Source organism: Streptomyces lacaronensis (genome assembly GCF_047337785.1).
In the GTDB taxonomy this organism is placed as follows: domain Bacteria; phylum Actinomycetota; class Actinomycetes; order Streptomycetales; family Streptomycetaceae; genus Streptomyces; species Streptomyces lycopersici.
The window spans coordinates 7,152,493-7,170,125 of the sequence record NZ_JBLHDK010000003.1 but is presented as its reverse complement, the minus strand read 5'-3'; the positions used below and the strand labels follow the sequence as shown (position 1 = coordinate 7,170,125).

The window sequence follows — 17,633 nt, the reverse complement described above, 5'->3', positions numbered from 1 at the left end:
CACTGAAGGAGACGTCATGGCCGACGCCTTGGTCATGCGGGCGCAGAAGTTCATCAACGACACATACGGCGGGAAGCTGGGCATTCCGGCGCTCGAGGTCGACGGGAAGACGAGCTGGACCGTGATGTACGCGCTCACCCGGGCGCTCCAGTACGAGCTGGGCATCACCAGCCTCTCCGACAGCTTCGGCCCCACCACGCTGAGCACGCTCCAGTCGAAGTATCCGAAGCTCAACGCCAGTACGACGCCCTCGGCCAAATTCACGAAGATCATTCAGTCGGGGCTGTACTGCAAGGGGTACAACGGCGGCGGGATCGACGGGGTGTTCAGCTCCACGGTGGCGAACTCGCTCACCGAGCTGATGACCGACATGGGGGTGGCGGGCGTCTTCGAGGCGGGCAGCCTCTCCCCCAAGGTCTTCAAGGGGCTGCTCACCATGGACGCCTACATCGTCACCGGGGACGGCGGCGCCGGCATCCGCACGGTGCAGCAGCATCTGAACGCCAACTACGTCAAGCGCCAGGACTACTTCATCATCCCGTGCGACGGTCACCACTCGCGGACCGTCGCCAAGTCCATGCTGCTGGCGGTGCAGTACGAGCTCGGCATGGCCGACGGTGTGGCCAACGGGAACTTCGGCCCCGGCACCCAGTCCGGGCTGAAGCAGCACACCGTCGCCTCGGGCGAGACCAGCACCTGGGTACGGCTGTTCTCCGCGGCGATGATCCTGAACCAGCGGCCCAATGTGCCGTTCAGCACCTCGTTCGGATCGGCGCTGCAATCCGCGGTGAACGGCTTCCAGGACTTCGCCAAGCTCCCGGTCACCGGAAAGGGCGACTACTCCACCTGGGCGTCGCTCCTGGTCTCCTACGGCGACCAGGACCGCAAGGGCCAGGCGTGCGACGGCGTCACCAAGATCACCCAAGCCCGCGCCACCACCCTGAAGGCCGCCGGGTACAAGTACATCGGCCGCTATCTCACCAACCCCCTCAGCAATGACCTCCCCGAGAAGGCCATCCAGATCGGCGAGTTGGAGACCATCGCCGACAACGGGCTCCGGTGCTTCCCGATCTATCAGACCTTCGGCCGCGACGCCTCGGGGTTCAACTACGCCGCGGGCAACGCGGCGGCCATCGCGGCGGCGAACGCGGCCGATGACCACGGCTTCAAGGACGGCACCCGGATCTTCTTCGCCGTGGACTTCGACGCGTACGACTACGAGGTCACCGACAATGTGCTGCCGCACTTCAAGGGCATCGTGGACGGCATGGCCATCGCCGGGAACCGGTACAAGATCGGGGTCTACGGCCCGCGCAATGTGTGCATCCGGGTCTCCGAGGCGGGCCATGCCACGGCGAGTTTCGTCTCCGACATGTCCAGCGGCTTCTCCGGGAACTACGGCTATCCGCTGCCGCCCAACTGGGCCTTCGACCAGGTCGTCACCAAGACGATCGGTTCCGGCGACGGTTCGATCAACATCGACAACAACATCGCCTCCGGCCTGGACACCGGACAGGGGTCGTTCAATCCCCCGGTGGCGTCGATGCCGGACAGCCTCTTCAACCAGGCCTATTTCCCGGGGCTTCTCGCCGACGTCCAGACGTACATGCAATCCATCGGCTTCCCCGAGGACGACGGCCGGATCTACACCACCACCCAGTGCCTGGAAACGATCATCGCCGGGGATGTCGCCGTGACCAATACGGCACGGGCCTACGGCATGCGGAAGGCGCTCATCCAGACCACGGCGTTCTGGGAGTTCCGGCACTACGGCAATGAGGACCTGGTCAAGGACGCCGGGGTGTGGCTCTACCACAACGACTATGTGCCGGACTGGGCCAAGGACCTGCCCGGGGTGGTGTCGCTGCGCGACAGCAGCACCGGAGTGGCCCAGATGTTCGGACTGGTGGGCGTTCTCTGCTGGAACAACTCCATCAGGACCGGCCTGGTGACCGGCACCCCGAAGGACCCGGACAAGGACTCCGACATCTTCTCGGTGTGGGACAAGCTCCGCACGGACAACGACTTCGCCCTCACCTCCGTCGGCCACGCCCATATCTGGGGAGCCGACGGCAAGCCCGGCAGCGTCGACAAGGAGACGGGGATCCGCCGGCCCTCGCTGGACTACAAGGAGTCGGAGATCTACGAGGTGCTGCGGCGCTATCAGGGCCCGAGTGAGCCCGCCTTCACCGACGCCAAGAAGCGCATGCCGCTCTACTACATCTTCGAGAAGTACAACAGGATGATGCGGTGAACGAAGCACCTTCATCGCTGGCGTCCGATTCGCCGGATGGACTCAGCTCGATCCTGCTGCTCTTCATCTGCCTGATCGGGGTCATCACCTTCTGCACCCTGATCGCCCTCCTCGGCTCCGGCATGGCCAAGCGCAGGGGCCGCCGGAAGACGCGGGCCGAATGGTTCGGCGGAATCGCCCTGCTGTCCGTCTGCGCGACCATCGCCTTGTACATCTGGGGTGCGCTCCACGTGATGTTCATGGAAAGCGACACCATGCGCGAGGAGTGCGCCAAGGCTCGCAGCCCGGAGAAGGCGGCTCAGGTCGACCGCTATTCAGCGCGCTACCTTCCCCTTCGCTTCACCTGCCGGATCGACGAGGGCGGAAGTTACGACGCCGCGGTCCCCGGATACGTCAACCCGGCCATGGGCATCGCCTTCGTCCTGGCCATCGCTGCGGGCGCCGTATCCGTCGTGGCCCGCGACCAGAACCGGTCCACCAGCCCTACCGTCACGAGGGGACGATGAATGAGCGTGTTCGACCCATCCCGTAGGCAGCTGCTCGCCCGCTCCGGTGCGCTGTTCGGCGCGGCCGCGCTGGCCTCCCTCCCCGGTTCCGCGCTGCTGGCGGCGCCCGCGTACGCCGCGTCCTCGCACTCCAAGACGCCCACCGGCGAGGAGATCCGGAAGGCATACCGCCGCTATCAGGCGAACCGGGCCCGGGTGCTGACGGGCAGACCGAGCCCCAACGGCTGGGAGATGGAGAAGGTCGCCGACGGCGGCGGAGCCATCTGGTCCCGTCCGGTGCCCGGCACCCCGCTGGAGGGCGTCACCGTCCGCATCGGCGCACCGGAGACCGTACTGGTCCATGTGATCCGCCGCTTCCACTACGAGATCGACGAGCTCCGCAAGGGCGATGTGATCGGCTGGCGCAGCCCCGGCACGGTCCGCAAGGGGCTGCCGGAGGGCAACCAGGCATCGGGGACGGCGATCCGGATCCGGCCCGGCCACTACCCGCCGGGCGCCAAGGGCGGCTTCTTCCCCCAGCAGGAGGTCGTGATCCGCGACATCCTCGCCGAGCTCGACGGCGTGGTCCGCTGGGGCGGGGACGACCGGAAGCCGGACGAGTCGCTCTTCTACGTGGCCGTCCAGCCCGGCGATCGGCGGCTGGCCGAGGTCGTGGCCCGGCTGGACCGCTGGCACGAGACGCCGGGCAGCGGCGCGGGCGCGCCGGTCGACGTGCTCGCGCCGGGGCGCCGCAAGGCCGCGACGTCCTTGGCCCGCGGCCAGCGCGCGGCGGCCTGACGAAGTTCCGCGGAAGACCGGGGAGTCCCCGGCGCGTGGGCGCCGAGGGCTCCCTTTCGCGATCAGTCGCAGGATGGGCAGGGCGTGCAGGCGCTGACCGTGACGTCGTCGATGACCGGCCACGCCAGGGTCCGCCCCCGGCGCACCGTGGTGCGGACCGGGTCGGGCGCGGCTGGTGCGCCGGTCGATCGCACCGGCCGCCCCTCGGGGAGGGGGTGTTGGGTTGCGCGGTTCGGTCGGGCGCGGCGCCGTCTCGCGCCTTCGGCGCATTTGAGCAGCGGGGCAGGGGGTCGGGGGGCGCGGCCGCGTCGCCGGGTGCCGGGCGGCCGGGTGTGGGCGCCGGTGGCGGCCACGGCCGCCCGGGGCGAAGGCCGTTGCCGGACTGCCGGGGGGTGGGGTACCCCTCTCGAAATCGTTTGACAAATTAGTTGCTTCAGATCAAGCGTTTTTTGAAGGGGTACCCGGAGGGGCCGCCCCGGGCCCGTCGACCCGCACCCCGGATCGGCCCCGGCCCTCGGACACGGGAGCCGCCACGGCACCGGCCCCCACCGGCCCGGCGGCCGGCGGCGAGGCCCCGGCCCCCATCCCCCGGACCCATGCTCAAAGTCACCTCGCCTCGGTGATCCGCGCCCATACGGTCTTGCCCGGCCCCCTTCGCTCCCTGATCCCCCAGCGATCCGCCACCGCCTCGACCAGCATCAGCCCCCTCCCCTCCTCGTCATCCGACGTGGGCGCCTTCGGCACGGGGCACTTCTCGTGGGTGTCGCTCACCTCGATCTCCAGGACGCCGCCCCGCTCGTCGTACGTCAGCCGCACCGCGAAGTCCCGCCCCGGTACGCGCCCGTGGAGGGCCGCGTTGGCGGCCAGCTCGGCGACGATCACGATCGCGGCGTCGTAACCGCCGACCCCCGGGGTGAACCCCCATGCGGTGAGCTGGTGCACGGCCAGCAGCCGGGCGAGCCGGGCACCGCGCCGGGTGGCGGAGAATCGCTGCGCGAACGTACGTACGGTGACGGGGACTTGGCCCTGTGGTGCGGTCATGGCGGAAGCGTCCCGGCCGAGCGGCGGTCTCTGCCAGGCACGACACCCACCCAGTTTCGCTTGTACCAGTTCACCAGCTGGACCGGGCCGGTCACCGCCCGTGACGATATGAGGATGACAAAAGACAGCGAACCGGAATCGTCGGAGAGCCTCAAGACCTTTGGCGCGGTGCTGAAGGCGCTACGGGACGAGGCGGGGCTGACCCAGGAGCAGTTCGCCCCACGGGTCCGGTACTCGGCGACATACGTCGCGAAGATGGAACAGGGCAGGCGCTTCCCGCCGAAGGAACTCATCCCGCGCACGGAGGAGGTCCTGGGCGCCCCGGCCGCGCGGGTTCTGGGCGCGGCATACCGCACGTTGACCCGGAAGGTCGGCCTCGCGTCGTGGTTCTTACGGTGGGCGGGGATCGAGGAGGAGGCGGCGTCCCTCCTCACGTACGAGTGCGCGGTCATCCCGGGTCTGCTCCAGCCCGAGCCCTACATCCGCGCGGTCTTCGACCGTTACCTCCCGCACATCTCGGAGGAGCAGTACGAGCAACAGGTCGTCGCGCGCCTGGCCAGGCAACGCCTGCTCAAGGAGCGGCCGAACACCTCGTTCTGCTTCACCATTGAACAGGCGCTGCTGGAGCGGCACTTCGGCGGCCTGGAGGTGACCAAGGCGCTCCTCGATCATCTGCTTGAGCAGCGGCGCCGCCGGAACGTGGAGATCCAGATCATGCCGCTGCGGCAGGAGGACCACTCCGGCTTCGAAGGACCGATGTGCCTCGCGGAAACGGCGGACCACCGGTGGGTCGGCTACGTCGAAGCACATGACAGCAGCGTCCTGATCACCGAGCCAAAAGCCGTCAGTGCGATGCTTCAGCGCTATGGCAAACTGCGCTCACAGGCTCTGAGCCCTCAGGACACCACGAGCCTGCTGGAGCGGATGCGAGGAGCGCTATGAGCAGCAGCACCACGGGCCTGAAGTGGTTCAAGAGCAGCTACAGCGGGGGCGGAGGCGGCAACTGCGTCGAGGTCGCGATACGCCCCGAAGCCGTCCACATCCGCGACTCCAAAACCCCCCAGGGGGGTCGGCTCAGCGTCTCCCCCGAAGCCTGGGCCGCCTTCATCGCCCACATCTGACCTGCTCATGCCGCCGCCGCTAAGCTGTTCGGATCGGAGGTGGCGGTGGCGGCGCACATACAGGAACGCATCAAGCGGCTGATCATCGACCAGCGGCTCCCCTCGGGCGCCCCGCTGCCCACCGAGACCGAGCTGATGGAGCTGCTCGGCGTCAGCCGTAACTCCGTACGCGAGGCGCTCAAGGCGCTGCAGGCGATGGGGATCGTGGAGATCCGGCACGGCTTCGGGACGTACGTCGGGCCGATGTCGATGGCGCCGATGATCGAGGGGCTGATCTTCCGCACCGTCGCCGGGCACTACCGAGGCGAGGACAGCCTCCTCGAACTCCTCGAACTGCGCGAGGCCGTGGAGACGGGACTGATCGCGCGGCTGGCCGGGCGGATCCCGGAGGCGGATCTCGACGAGCTGGACGCGGTCGTGCGGCGGATGGAGGCGGAGGCGGCGGAGGGCTCGGTGCGCGCCGAGACCGACCGGGCGTTTCACGCCGCGCTCTACGGGAGCCTGGACAACACCCTGCTGAGCGAGGTGCTGGAGGCGTTCTGGGACGCCTTCCACCGGGTGCGGACCGACCTCGTGGACGTGCCCACCGATCCGAGGGTCACCTGCAAACAGCACCGGGAGATCCTGGAGTCGGTGCGCTCGGGGGACGCCCTACGGGCCGAAGAGGCGATCCGCGACCACTTCGGGAACATCCGCATCCGGCTGCGGTCGGCGCATCGCGACTGAGCGGCTCACGCCTGGGCGAGCAGCGGGTCGTAGGCTGTCGACCGTCGGCGGCCGGACATGAAGGCCAGGAAGTCCCGGATGAAGGCGCCGCGCGTGTAGGTACGGTCGGTGCCGACAGTGTCGCGGTGGAACGCGGTCTGGAACAGCGTCCGGTATTCGTCTGCGTCGATGCGCTGGTCGCCGTCCTTGTCCGTGGCGTCGAAGAGGACCTCGGCGGCCTTGATCAGTGCGGGTCCGGCCAGGGAGGGAACGGCGGTGGCGTACTCGCGGGCGCTGACGCGGCCGTCACCGTCGGTGTCCAGTGCCGTCTGGAGTTCACGCCACCAGTCGGCGTAGGCGTTGTAGAGCCTCGTTTCCTCGGGCTCCTCCAGATCGAGGCGGGTGGACAGTTCGCGGGCCATGGCGGCGAGGTCCGGCCAGTCCAGATACCCGTCGCCGGTCTGGTCGAGTACCTCGCGGAAGAACTCCTCCGCACTGCGTTCGGTGCCGGTGCGGGAGACGGGTTCCGGTTGCGGAGGGAGCGGCGTGATGAGCCGGATCAGGGCACCCGCCCGCCTCATCTTGTCGTGCAGGGCGGTGACCGCCCGAGCTCGCGGATCGTCACTGTCGGGTGAGAGAGCCAGCAGGTCGGCGACGGCGTCAGCTCGGACCCAGCCGTTCGGCAGGAACCGGGTCAGACCGACGACCAGATAGGCCCCCTGCATCAGGGTCTGGGCACCGGGCATCTCGGGCAGCCCGGCACGCCGGCGGAAGGGCTCCGGGAGCGAGGCGACGGTGATCGCCCCGATGAGCGGGCCGACGACGGCCCGGCCGGTGGCCCACAGCGTGGGCAGCCCGCCCAGCAGGGCCGGAGCGGGCAGATGGTCGAACAGCTTGTAGAGGATGATCCGCATCGCCTCGGTGTTCTCCAGCTCCTGGGCCACCACGTGGTCGTAGTAGAGCCAGAACTCGGAGAGGGTGGGCGGCAGGTGACCGGCCTCGTCTCCCATGGTGGCCAGGTACGCCTGGAATTCGGCGTACAGCCGCTCCATGGCGTGCTGCTCAAGAGGCTGTCCGCCCAGTCGGCACATGGTCACGGTGGACTCGAACAGGGTCGCCATCACCCAGGCCCGTACAGCGGGGTCCATCGCGTTGTAGGGGCGGCCCCGCGGGTCGGTTCCGTTGAACCGTGCGTGGAGGCGGTTCAGCCGTGCCGCCTCCCGGAGCCGTACCTCTTCGTCGTCCCCGAACATGCGCTGCAAGCTGCGGAGGGTGTTGCGCAGCCGTCGCCACGGGTGGGCGACGAAGGTGGAGTTGTCGATCAGCGCGGCGCCGACCTGCGGGTGCGCGGCCTCCAGAACAGTCGCCCGGACGATGGCCAGCGCCCAGCGCGGATCGTCGAAGAATTCCCGGAACTGCGAGCCCGCGCCGAACAACGGCTCGTGTCCGTTCGCCGCGCTCGGCCGTGACGCACCGCCGTCGAACTCGGTCGCACCGTCCCGGGCGCTGTCGGGGTGTCCGCCATCTGCCATGGTCACTATCGGGAGTCTCCGTTCTGCTCGGGCAGCACGCCACCGAAGCGGCGATCACGTTGCCGGTAGGTGTGCAGGCATTCGAGGAAGTGCGGCGCGCGGAAGTCGGGCCACAGCACGGTCGGGAAGACCCATTCCGCGTAGGCGACCTGCCAGAGCATGAAGTTGGAGATGCGCTGTTCCCCCGAGGTCCGGATGACCAGATCCACGTCGGGTGTGTCGGGGAAGGGCAGATGGGCGGCGAAGCTCCGCTCGTCCACCGCCTCGGCCGCCACACCCGCGCGGATCAGTGACCGCGCGGCCTCGACGATGTCCCCGCGCCCGCCGTGATCGAACGCGACGGTCAAGGTCATACCCCGGTTGTCGCCGGTCAGTGTCATCAGGTCGGCGAAGTCGCGTGCCAGCGCCCGGGGGATCCTCGGGTCGCTCACCCCGAGGAAACGGCAGCGGATGCCCCGCGCGTGCAGCAGCGGCGCGTGCTTGCGCACCACCCCGCGCACCAGCCGCATCAGATAGTCGACCTCGGCACTCGGCCGGCTCCAGTTCTCGGTGGAGAAGGCGTACAGGCTCAGCCATTCCACGCCCGCGGCGCGGGCCGCCTCGATGACGTCGATGACGGTCGCCTCCGCCGCCCGATGACCTGACGTACGCGGCAGCGACCGCTGGGCCGCCCACCGTCCGTTGCCGTCCATCACACACGCCACGTGACGCGGCACTCCAGGCGACCGGTCACCATCAGCGAACCGCAGCGCGGGAGTGGGATCGGCGAACGCATCGCCCACGGTGTGCCCAGCTATCACGCCAGCCCCCTTGGCCCACCACCACAGATCAACACGGCGATCGCATCTGAAGCAGGGTGCCAGCCCCCGAGCCCGAATGCCGCACCGGAGCCACGCATTCACCCTTGGAACAATTGTCCGAATTTAGTCTTCGGCGGGTCGCTCGCCTCTTCGTTCCACTTCGGCCACAGTCGTCCGACGATGACCGTTTTATGCCCGCCCTTGGGGGACGATAAGAAGTGAAGTACCGACCGAGTCGCCGCACCCGCCGCTTCGGGATCGGTGCGGCGGCCGTCTTCGTGCTGGCCGGGATGAACGGCCCGGCCCTCTACCGTTTCAGCTCGGACAAGTACCACACGTACAAAATCAACCAACCGGAGTACAAGGCGGAGAACGGCCACTGGGATGTGGTCGATGTCCCGGAGGAATACCGGATCAATACGATCCACGCCGCCCTGCTGCACACCGGCAAGGTACTGCTGGTGGCCGGCTCCGGGAACAACGCCAAGAACTTCGCCGCCAAATCATTCCGCAGCGTCCTATGGGACCCGGAGAAGAACACCTTCACCAACGTTCCCACCCCCAAGGACCTCTTCTGCTCCGGGCACAGCCAGCTCCCGGACGGAAAGCTGCTGGTGGCGGGCGGTACCCAGCGCTATGAGAAGCTCAGGGGCGATGTCGAGAAGGCGGGCGGACTGATGTTCGTCCACAACGAGAGCCCCGACAAGCCGAAAACCCTCCCCGCCGGGACCCGCTTCACGGGGAAGAAGAACGGCAAGACCTTCGAGTCCAAGGACCCGATCCTCGTTCCGCGCGCGAAGAAGAGCAAGAATCGCAAGGGGAAGGTCACCGTCACCGCGAGCACCGCGCGGGTCTATGTGGAGGCGCTGCGCAAGGGAAAGAAGTACCAGACCGGCACCGAGGACAATTACCGGATCTCCGGGCTGAAGGGAAAGGACAAGCGGAACTTCTACGGGATCGCGCAGAAGCTGTCGTTCGACAAGAAGGACTTCCAGGGCATCAGGCAGGCGTATGAGTTCGACCCGGAGGCCGAGCGGTATGTCCCGGTCGATCCGATGAACGAGGCCCGCTGGTACCCGACCCTCACCGCCCTCCAGGACGGCAAGGTGCTCGCGGTCTCCGGGCTGGACGAGATCGGCCAGGTGGTGCCGGGGAAGAACGAGATCTACGACCCCAAGACCAAGAAGTGGAAGTACCTGCCCAAGAAGCGCTTCTTCCCGACCTACCCCGCGCTGTTCCTGACCGACAAGGGCCGGATCTTCTACACCGGCTCGAACGCCGGATACGGCCCGGACGACAAGGGCCGCACGCCCGGCATCTGGGACCTGAAGACCAATCGGTTCGATGTGGTCCCGGGGATCAGCGACTCCGACGCCCTGGAGACGTCGATGTCCGTACTGCTGCCGCCCGCGCAGGACCAGCGGTACATGGTGCAGGGCGGGGGCGGGGTCGGCGAGGACCCCAAGTCCACGGCGAAGACCCGGATCGTCGATCTGCACGCCGATAAGCCGCGGTTCCGCGATGGCCCGGAACTGTATGCGAAGGTGCGCTATCCGAGCAGTGTGATCCTGCCCGATGACACCGTTCTGACCACGAACGGCTCGGGCGACTACCGGGGCCGCGGCGCCACCAATCTGCTGAAGGCCGAGCTCTACGACCCGAGGAGCGACACCGCGCGCGCGGTGGCCGATCCGCTGGTGGGGCGCAACTACCACTCGGGGGCGCTGCTCCTGCCGGACGGCCGGGTCATGACCTTCGGCTCGGACTCGCTCTTCGCCGACAAGGCCAACACCACGCCGGGTGAGTTCCAGCAGCAGATCGACCTCTACACCCCGCCGTATCTCTTCCGCGACTCCCGCCCGAAGCTCGCCGACACCGCGCCCAGGACGGTCAGGCTCGGCGGGAAGACCACCTACCGGACCGCGCACGCATCGGCGATCACCAAGATGCGGCTGATCCGGCCCGGCTCCTTCACCCATGTGACCAATGTCGAGCAGCGGTCGATCGCACTGGACTTCACCCGGACGAAGGACGCGGTGACGGTGACCCTGCCGAAGAACTCGTCCATGGTGCCGCCGGGGTGGTACATGCTCAACGCGGTGGACGACCAGGGGACGCCGTCGAAGGCGGCGTGGGTGAAGGTGCCCGCCCCGAAGAAGAAGTGACGGCTAACTACTTCCACGGTCGGCGTTACGGGCGAGATCGAGCGCGTACCGGGGCCACCACCGACCCGCGGTGGGACCGCCCTTGCAGGTGCCGTCCGACTCGCCCGGACGCTTGATCCACAGGTAGGCGTCGATCCGCTTGTCCCCGGTATCGACGGTCGGCCGCTCGCCCAGCGCCCGGCCCTTCGGATTGCACCACGCCTGCGGGTCGTTCTCCCCCGGGGCCGGGCCATTGCCGTTACGGCTGGTGTCGATCACGAAGGGCTTGCCGCCGATCAGCGCGGACAGCCGCTTGCCGTACGCCCGGTTCTCCTGGGTCGTCTGGTAGTTCGAGGTGTTCAGCGCGAAGCCGTCGGCCTTACGGATACCGGCCCGCCTCAGCGGCTCGACCATCCGGCGCGGGTCCTTGATCCAGTGGGGGTTTCCGGCGTCCAGATAGACCTTGGTGCGCGGCAGCCCCTTGAGCTTGTCCACGGCGCCGGTCAGTAGGTCGTACCGCTCCTCATGGAACTTCTCGGGCGTACAGCCGTCCACCACGTGCGGCAGCGCGTCGGGCTCCAGGATGACCGTCGCCCGGCGGTCGCCGATCCCCCGGACCGTCCTGTCCAGCCAGGTGCGATAGGCGTCGCCATCGGCCGCGCCGCCCTTGGAGTACTGCCCGCAGTCGCGGTGCGGGATGTTGTAGAAGACCAGCAGCGCGTCCCGGTTCACCTGATCCGCGGCCGCGGTGAACCCCCGCGCCCGCCCCTCCGGGTCGTCCACTCCCAGCCACTCCGCGACGGGCTGCTCCGCGATCTTCTCCATCAGCCTGGCCTCGCCGTCCTCACCCTTCTTCCGATACGCCGCGACCTGGCGCGCCGCGCTGCCGTCCGGATTCACCCAATAGGGGATCGTGACCTTCGGCCGCTGCTTCGGCTGCCCGGCGAGCGAGGCATGGTCACTGTCCCCCTCCGAGGACCCGAAACACCCGGAGACCACGACGCACGACAAGAGCGCCCCGGCGACGGAGGGGCGCAGCCGCGAGCGGGGTCTGGGGCGGAGCCCCGGGTGGGGGGTGCGGGGGGCGGAGCTCCTTGGTTTCGGAAAGGGGCGGGGTGGGGCTTTGCCCGCCGCAGGCGCCCACCCGTCGCACCGACTAGTGCGGCGCATCGCGGCTGCCTGCCGACACTTTGTCCGGAGAGCCCGTCGCGCCGGTCAGGTAGGCCGAGACGACGACGTTCGCCGAGTACGTCCGGGTCGAGCGGTCGTACGTGCCCCCGCACGTGATCAGCCGAAGCTCCGCGCGGTCATGGGACCGCGACCCGTACACCCGTCGCGCGTCGAAGTGCTTCTCCGGCACCACCTCGACGTCCTCGACCGTGAACTCCGCCGTCGTCCCGTCCGATCGCGCGACCCGCACCCGCTCCCCCCGCTCGAGGCCGCCCAGCTCATGGAAGACCGCCGGTTTGCTCTTCGTGTCCAGGTGGCCGACCAGCAGGGCGGCGCCCGGGGAGCCCGGCTCGGGGCCGGCGCGGTACCAGCCGACCGTGCCGGGGCGGCTGAAGGGCGGGGGTTTCACGGCCCCGTCGCGGTCCAGGCCGCTGGCGACGATCGGGGCGCGGACTCCCGCCGCCTCGATCACGACCCGCTTGGGCCGGGCGGAGGCCAGCGGCGCGTGCGCCGGGGGCAGCGGATGGGAGGACGGCCGCCCGACCGCGGCCACGTCCCCGGTCATCGGCGCCGGACCACCCGTACCCTCCGTCGTGTCCCGGCCCCACATCCACAGGCCCAGCAGCAGCGCCGCCCAGGCGAGTCCGATGGCCGGCCGCCCGAGGCCGGAGAAGCGATTCCCGATGCCGTCCATGTTTCCGTCCATCTCGGTATCCAGATCCATGGGGATCAGCTCGCGGCGCGGGAGGGATGGCGGCGGCGGTGGACCGCGAGGCCGCCGACGGCCACGGCCGTACCCCCGGAGAGCACCAGGCCGTACGCCTCCGCGGCGCCGATGTCGTCGCGTCGTCGCGCCTCGTCCGGCGCGGTGCCGCCCCCGCCGGCGTGGACGGGGGCGACGGGCGAGGGCGGGCGCTCCACGGCGAGGGCGACCCCGCCCGCGCCGCCCTGCCCTTCCCCGCCCACGCCGTCCGCGCCCGTTCCGTCCTCGCGTACGAGGCCGCCGTCCGCGCAGTCCAGGGTCACCCGGTGCGCCCCCTTGGCCGCCGTCGAGCGGATCGTCGCCTCGCTGAAGAGCGCGTCCCCCTCGGGCGTCAGCTCCGCGTCGTCCACGAACACCGGTGACGAGGCGGTGGCCAGCCGGTCCGGGCAGCCGAAGGCCCAGACCTCGACCTCGGCGCCGGGGGCGAGGGCCCGCGGACTGATCCGGATCGTGGTGGTGGCGGAGTGGCGCTGCTCGGCGAGGGCCGGAGCCGCGGCCGTCACCGCCGCGACGGCGGCGCACGCTGCGCTACAGAGAGTGAGTGCGACAATGCGCATGGTGAAACCTCCCGATACCAAGAGGCTCACGCGCCCGGCAGGGCTCCGCATCCGCTGCGGGCGCCTACTGCGCCATCCGGGGCACAGGGCTCACCGGCGGGTCATACCGGCGCTCACCGGCGGGTCATGCGACGCGCTCCACGAGGTCCGCGATGGACTCGACGACCGTGGACGGGCGGTACGGGTACCGGTCCACCTCTCCCGCCTTGGTCACCCCGGTGAGCACCAGGAAGGTCTCCATACCGGCCTCGAGCCCGGCCCGCACATCCGTGTCCATCCGGTCGCCGATCATCGCGCTGGACTCGGAGTGGGCGCCGATCGCGTTCAGCCCGGACCGCATCATCAGCGGGTTGGGCTTGCCGACGAAGTAGGGCTCCTGACCGGTGGCCTTGGTGATCAGCGCGGCCACGGAGCCGGTGGCGGGCAGCGCGCCCTCCGCGGAGGGGCCGATCTCATCGGGGTTGGTGGCGATGAACCGCGCACCGTCGTTGATCAGCCGGATGGCCTTGGTGAGCGCCTCGAAGCTGTACGTACGGGTCTCGCCGAGCACCACATAGTCCGGCTCGACATCCGTAAGGACGTAGCCGATGTCGTGCAGCGCGGTGGTCAGCCCCGCCTCGCCGATGACATACGCGGTGCCGCCGGGGCGCTGCTCGTCCAGGAACTGGGCGCTCGCAAGCGCCGACGTCCAGATGTTGGCCACCGGCACGTCCAGCCCGATACGGGACAGCCGGGCGTGGAGGTCGCGCGGGGTGTAGATGGAGTTGTTGGTGAGCACCAGGAAGGGGGTGTCGGACTCGCGCAGCCGCTTGATGAAGGCGTCGGCACCGGGCACCGGTATGCCCTCGTGCATCAGTACACCGTCCATGTCGGTGAGCCATGACTCGATCGGCTTGCGCTCTGCCACTGGTTGCTCTCCGCTCGGAATCGGCTTCTGCGACGACCTCAGCCTAACCGGGGAAAGCGCTGGGGAGTCCGCCCTGTGTTCCGGAGCACGATCCGTTCGCCGTCCGTTTCGCCGTCCGTTTCGCCGTCCGTTCGCGCGCCGTCCCAGCGCGACAGATCCGCACAGGTGTCTGATCCTGGGGAAGGGGCGGAATCCGCCCCTCCGTGAAACGAGCCGGACCGTGAGGCCGGACCGTGAGGCCGGACCGTAAGGAGGCCGCGATGGGCATGATGGACAAGCTCAAGGGCGCGATCAGCAAGAACCCGGACAAGGCTCGGAAGGGCGCTCGTAAGGGGTCCGAGACCGCGGACAAGAAGACCGGCGGCAAGCACTCGGAGCAGATCCAGTCCGGCTCGGACAAGGTCGACGACGAACTGCGCCGCCGGGGCGAGGGGCCCCGGGGCCAGTAGTTCGTACCTGCGACGCCGGACGTGAGGGCGTCCGGGCGCCGGGGCTTCAGACCCCCGTGCGCCGGGACTTCACCACGAGGACGGTTCCACAGGTCACGAGCGCGGCGCTGATGACGCCGAGCCCCGCGAGCAGGGCGGTGTGACGGCCCGTCGCGGCGAGTTCGGGGATCCGCTCGTGCTCGCGCTCGTGGCCGCCGTCCTCCTCGTGACGGTCGCCACCGCCGGTGCCGGTACCGGTGCTGGGCTCGGTCTGGGGCTCACGTCCGGGGTCGGTTTCGGCGCCGGGGTCGTCGGTCTCCGTGCCCGGCCCGGTGTCGGTGCCGAGGTCGGTACCCACGTCGGTGCCGGGGTCGGTCTCCGTACCGAGGTCGGTTTCGGTGTCCAGGCCCTCGTCGAGGTCGGTACCGGTGCCGGTCCCGGTGTCGGTACCCGTCTCGGTGTCGGTACCCGTCTCGGTGTCAGTATCAGTACCCGTCTCGGTGTCGGTACCCGCATCGGCGTCCGCGCTTGAGTCCGAGCCCGGGTCCGGGTCCGTGTCCGCCCCGAGGTCGGCGTCCATGTCCGTATCGACATCCGCGCCCGACTCGGAGGATTCCTCCGTGTCGGCATCAACGTCGCTGTCGGCACGGGGCGGCACCGCGGGGCTGCTCTCCTTATGGGTTGCGCCGGGGCTTCTGGTGGCGCTCGGCTTCCGGCTCGGCGCGGCCGAGGCGGTCTCCTCGGACGTTCGGCTCGGCGTGGCCGTGGGGCGCTTGGAACGGGTGGTCGGTTCCGGAGCGGGCGGTGTCCCGGTGTCCCCGTCGGTGGCGGCTCCGGCGCCGACACCGGTATCCGGCTCGGTGTCCGTCCCGGTCTCCGTAAGCCCGCCGGAGCGCGTGGCCGCCCTCGTACGCGTTCCGGCGTCCGGGTCCGTGGTTCCGGTACCGACACCGGTGCCCGTAGCACCGGCATTCGTATCCGAACCCGTACTCGTACCGACCCCCGTACCCGTCGCCGTTCCGCCGATGCGGAAGACATAGTCGTTCGACTGCCCCACCCAGTCGCCGTCGTCCGCGCGCCGCTGTACGGCGATCGCGTTGGCCGTCACCGGCCCCTCGGGCGCGTCCGCGGTGAAGCGCGTGCGCACCTGGACGTCGACGGTCTTGTGCGCGGGCACGGTGAAGCCCTTGAAGTGGTCTTCGAAGACCCCGATGTTCTCGTCCTCGTCCGTGGTCTGGAAGGAGACGGTCCGCCAGGTGGCGCCGCCGTCCGCGGAGGGGTCCAGGAACTCGAAGCCGATATGGCGGGGCCGCAGTTGATGCGCCTGGTCGACCAGGACGGCGATGGGGTGGATGGCGCGGCAGCCGGTGTCCGTGGCGTTGCGCAGTTCGAGGTGCCAGCCGCGCCAGCCGCCGCCCAGGGCGTACTGGTCCGGCCCGCCGCGCAGATGGGCTTCGATCGGAAAGTCGGAGGCGTTCCGGTCCCCGCAGGCGGCGGGCTCGGCCTCGGCGGCGTACGCCGGGACCCCGTAGAGGGCCGGGGCGAACGCGAGCGCGGCCGCCGGAAGGACAGCTCGTAGGGACAGTGCGGTGGGCAAGCGCATGAGTGACCTCTGCTGTGCTGCGGTTTTCCCCGAGCACTCCGCTACATTCCGCGTCCGCACGCCGACACACCGCACCGGGCCAGGATTGCCCCCGACTGGCGGTCAGGATCCCCCTCGATCAGCCCAGTGCGAACAGCGGTGCGAGCACCAGCCGGGCGGCGCCCTCGACGACGGCCCGCTCGCCCCGCTCCACGACGTCCACGGAGACCGGGGGGCGGCTGGCGCGGGCGGAGTCCTCGGCGATCATCGTGGCCACCCCGCGAACGTACGGCTCCGGGTCGGCCAGCACCATCCGGCCGCCCAGGAGCACCCGGTCGATGTCGAGGAGCCGTACGAGGTTGGTCGCGCCGATGCCGAGCAGCCGCGCCGCGTCCGTACGGTCGCCACGCGCGACGGCGGCGAGGCACAGCGCCTCCAGACAGCCGTTGTTGCCACAGTCGCAGGGCGGCCCGTCGAGCTGTATGACCTGGTGCCCGAACTCCCCCGCGTCGGTCCGCGCCCCCCGGTAGACATCCCCGCCGAGCACCAGACCGGCCCCCAGGCCGGTGCCCAGGTGGAGATAGGCGGCCGACTCGGCGGTCCCGGCGGTCACCAGCCCGAGCGCCGCGGCGTTGGTGTCCTTGTCGAGGACGACGGGGAGGGCGAGCCGCTCGGCGAGCGCGTCGCGCAGCGGGAAGCCGTCCCACTGGGGGAAGCCGGTGACGCGGTGCAGCACGCCGGAGCCGTGGTCGAGCGGTCCGGGGGCGGCGACACCGATACCGAGCAGGCCGCCGCCCGCCGCCAAGCCCACACCGCCGCCCGCCGTTCCGCCCGCCACGCCGCTCGCCGTTCCGCCCGCCACGCCGCTCGCCGCCGCGTCCGCGAGGAGCGCCCTGACCTCGGCCGTGGCCGCCGCGAGCGCCTCATCCGCGGGCGCGCCGAAGTCGAAAGGGGCCGAGCGGGCGGCGACCGAGGTGCCCGCGAGGTCGACCAGGACCGCCGTCACCTCGTCGCGGTCGAGCTGGAGCCCGATCGCATGGCGGGCGTCCGGGACCAGGCGGAGCGCGGTGGGCGGTTTGCCGCCGGTCGAGGCACGCTGACCGGCCTCCGCCAGCAGCCCCTCCGCCCTCAGCCGAGCCGTGATCTTGCTGACGGCCTGGGGGGTGAGGCCGGTGCGCCGGGCCAGCTCCGGCCGGCTGACGCCGTCCTCGCCCGCGTCCCGCAGCAGTCGCAGGACGAGTGCCGCGTTGTGGCTGCGCAGGGCGGTCAGATTGGCTCCGGGCCCGGCCGCTCCGGACATCGTGCTGTTCACCCCTCCATTGTGGCCACCGCTTGCACTTTGGCAA

Annotated in this window: 17 protein-coding genes; 8 read left to right on the top strand and 9 right to left on the bottom strand. The window is 69.9% G+C overall.

Annotation, left to right across the window (positions count from 1 at the left end):
• The first annotated feature begins 16 nt into the window (after positions 1 to 16).
• Genes ACMTAK_RS31170 through ACMTAK_RS31160 form a run of 3 tightly spaced genes read left to right on the top strand, consistent with a single transcriptional unit; the run spans position 17 to position 3,537 of the window.
• Positions 17 to 2,254 carry a glycoside hydrolase domain-containing protein gene (locus ACMTAK_RS31170; RefSeq protein ID WP_413809246.1) on the top strand — a complete coding sequence of 746 codons (2,238 nt, stop codon included), beginning with the start codon at positions 17 to 19 and terminating at the stop codon, positions 2,252 to 2,254.
• A complete protein-coding gene (locus ACMTAK_RS31165) occupies positions 2,251 to 2,760 on the top strand; it encodes a hypothetical protein (RefSeq protein ID WP_413809245.1) in 510 nt (169 codons plus the stop codon). Before ACMTAK_RS31170 ends, ACMTAK_RS31165 begins: the two co-directional genes overlap by 4 nt.
• A complete protein-coding gene (locus tag ACMTAK_RS31160) occupies positions 2,761 to 3,537 on the top strand; it encodes a hypothetical protein (protein ID WP_413809244.1) in 777 nt (258 codons plus the stop codon).
• 606 nt (positions 3,538 to 4,143) lie between these two features.
• Here the strand turns inward: ACMTAK_RS31160 and ACMTAK_RS31155 are convergent.
• Entirely contained in the window at positions 4,144 to 4,578 is a 435-nt protein-coding gene (locus ACMTAK_RS31155) for an ATP-binding protein (RefSeq protein WP_413809243.1), read from the bottom strand.
• Between the two features lie 114 nt (positions 4,579 to 4,692).
• Between ACMTAK_RS31155 and ACMTAK_RS31150 the strand changes: the two genes are divergently transcribed.
• From ACMTAK_RS31150 to ACMTAK_RS31140, 3 genes are read left to right on the top strand one after another with little or no spacing between them, the layout of a single operon-like run.
• The gene (locus tag ACMTAK_RS31150) at positions 4,693 to 5,520 is read left to right on the top strand and encodes a helix-turn-helix domain-containing protein (protein ID WP_413809242.1); all 828 of its coding nucleotides are present in this window, start codon (positions 4,693 to 4,695) and stop codon (positions 5,518 to 5,520) included.
• The gene (locus ACMTAK_RS31145; RefSeq protein ID WP_413809241.1) at positions 5,517 to 5,699 is read left to right on the top strand and encodes a DUF397 domain-containing protein; all 183 of its coding nucleotides are present in this window, start codon (positions 5,517 to 5,519) and stop codon (positions 5,697 to 5,699) included. The genes ACMTAK_RS31150 and ACMTAK_RS31145 overlap by 4 nt, the downstream gene beginning before the upstream one ends.
• Positions 5,700 to 5,744: 45 nt before the next feature.
• A complete protein-coding gene (locus ACMTAK_RS31140) occupies positions 5,745 to 6,425 on the top strand; it encodes a FadR/GntR family transcriptional regulator (RefSeq protein WP_413809240.1) in 681 nt (226 codons plus the stop codon).
• A gap of 5 nt (positions 6,426 to 6,430) precedes the next feature.
• Here ACMTAK_RS31140 and ACMTAK_RS31135 read toward each other — a convergent pair whose 3' ends face one another.
• Together ACMTAK_RS31135 and uppS are read right to left on the bottom strand one after the other, a co-directional pair.
• The gene (locus ACMTAK_RS31135; protein WP_413813047.1) at positions 6,431 to 7,936 is read right to left on the bottom strand and encodes an oxygenase MpaB family protein; all 1,506 of its coding nucleotides are present in this window, start codon (positions 7,934 to 7,936) and stop codon (positions 6,431 to 6,433) included.
• A gap of 5 nt (positions 7,937 to 7,941) precedes the next feature.
• Entirely contained in the window at positions 7,942 to 8,685 is a 744-nt protein-coding gene (gene uppS / locus ACMTAK_RS31130; protein WP_413813046.1) for a polyprenyl diphosphate synthase, read from the bottom strand.
• Between the two features lie 269 nt (positions 8,686 to 8,954).
• Between uppS and glxA the strand changes: the two genes are divergently transcribed.
• Positions 8,955 to 10,901 carry a radical copper oxidase GlxA gene (glxA, locus tag ACMTAK_RS31125; RefSeq protein ID WP_413809239.1) on the top strand — a complete coding sequence of 649 codons (1,947 nt, stop codon included), beginning with the start codon at positions 8,955 to 8,957 and terminating at the stop codon, positions 10,899 to 10,901.
• A 3-nt stretch (positions 10,902 to 10,904) separates the two neighbouring features.
• On the opposite strand, the gene ACMTAK_RS31120 is transcribed toward glxA, so the two are convergent.
• The 4 genes from ACMTAK_RS31120 to ACMTAK_RS31105 form a co-directional block, all read right to left on the bottom strand.
• Entirely contained in the window at positions 10,905 to 11,879 is a 975-nt protein-coding gene (locus tag ACMTAK_RS31120) for a glycoside hydrolase family 6 protein (protein WP_413809238.1), read from the bottom strand.
• Between the two features lie 157 nt (positions 11,880 to 12,036).
• Positions 12,037 to 12,774 (bottom strand): class F sortase, encoded by a 738-nt coding sequence (locus ACMTAK_RS31115; RefSeq protein ID WP_413809237.1) that lies wholly within the window; start codon positions 12,772 to 12,774, stop codon positions 12,037 to 12,039.
• 5 nt (positions 12,775 to 12,779) lie between these two features.
• A complete protein-coding gene (locus ACMTAK_RS31110; protein WP_413809236.1) occupies positions 12,780 to 13,370 on the bottom strand; it encodes a hypothetical protein in 591 nt (196 codons plus the stop codon).
• Between the two features lie 124 nt (positions 13,371 to 13,494).
• Positions 13,495 to 14,277: an HAD-IIA family hydrolase gene (locus ACMTAK_RS31105; RefSeq protein ID WP_413809235.1), complete on the bottom strand. Its 783-nt coding sequence runs from the start codon at positions 14,275 to 14,277 to the stop codon at positions 13,495 to 13,497.
• A 260-nt stretch (positions 14,278 to 14,537) separates the two neighbouring features.
• Here ACMTAK_RS31105 and ACMTAK_RS31100 point away from each other — a divergent pair, with 260 nt between their 5' ends.
• Positions 14,538 to 14,726, top strand: a complete 189-nt coding sequence (locus tag ACMTAK_RS31100) for an antitoxin (protein WP_044574629.1) — start codon at positions 14,538 to 14,540, stop codon at positions 14,724 to 14,726.
• A 46-nt stretch (positions 14,727 to 14,772) separates the two neighbouring features.
• On the opposite strand, the gene ACMTAK_RS31095 is transcribed toward ACMTAK_RS31100, so the two are convergent.
• Positions 14,773 to 16,308, bottom strand: coding sequence for a hypothetical protein (locus ACMTAK_RS31095; protein ID WP_413809234.1), 1,536 nt, complete (start codon positions 16,306 to 16,308; stop codon positions 14,773 to 14,775).
• A gap of 118 nt (positions 16,309 to 16,426) precedes the next feature.
• Complete coding sequence (locus ACMTAK_RS31090) at positions 16,427 to 17,587, bottom strand: ROK family transcriptional regulator (RefSeq protein ID WP_413813045.1); 1,161 nt, start codon at positions 17,585 to 17,587, stop codon at positions 16,427 to 16,429.
• Positions 17,588 to 17,633 lie beyond the last annotated feature (46 nt).